The organism is Clostridium sp. AF37-5, from assembly GCF_003477605.1.
Taxonomy (GTDB): Bacteria; Bacillota; Clostridia; order Lachnospirales; family Lachnospiraceae; genus Eubacterium_F.
This window is the reverse complement of record NZ_QUDR01000064.1, coordinates 1-525: the sequence shown is the minus strand read 5'-3', so window position 1 is coordinate 525 and position 525 is coordinate 1. Positions and strand designations below refer to the sequence as shown.

The following is a 525-nucleotide window of genomic DNA, read 5'->3' as shown; positions in this document are numbered from 1 at the left end:
ACCCGCGCGGAAAACCACACGCTCTATGCGCATTGGACGGCAAGAACCCACAAAGTAGTATTCGATGGAAACGGTGCCACTTCCGGCAGCATGGATGACTTGGATGTGACTTATGACACAAAAGCCAATCCAACATGCCGTTTTGAGAAGACCGGCTATTCCTTTACCGGATGGTCGTATGCAAAAGATGGAGATGTAGTGGATGATTTGAGTGGAAAGGTAGATACTGTAATTGTATATGCTATTTGGAAACCAAACACGTACAAAGTAACGTTTGTGACGAATTCACAGTCGAAAACAGAGTACAAGTTTACTTATGATGCATGGGAAGACTTCCCATATCTGTATTCCAAATTTTATGACTTTGCCGGATGGGTAACTGACCGGACAAAAACGATTCCGGTAACGGAACGTGAAACGGCTGTAATCAACTACAGTTCCGGAAAGAATAAGTGGGATATTGCAAAAGATACCACGCTTTATGCAGCATGGTACAAAAAGCCATCGGTAACATTCAGTACAAAG

The 525-nt window shown here is 43.4% G+C and carries 1 protein-coding gene; it reads left to right on the top strand.

Features of this window, described 5'->3' with window-relative positions:
* Nucleotides 1-525 (top strand): InlB B-repeat-containing protein (locus DW019_RS14825; RefSeq protein WP_182431170.1); only part of this gene is annotated, 525 nt, incomplete at both ends.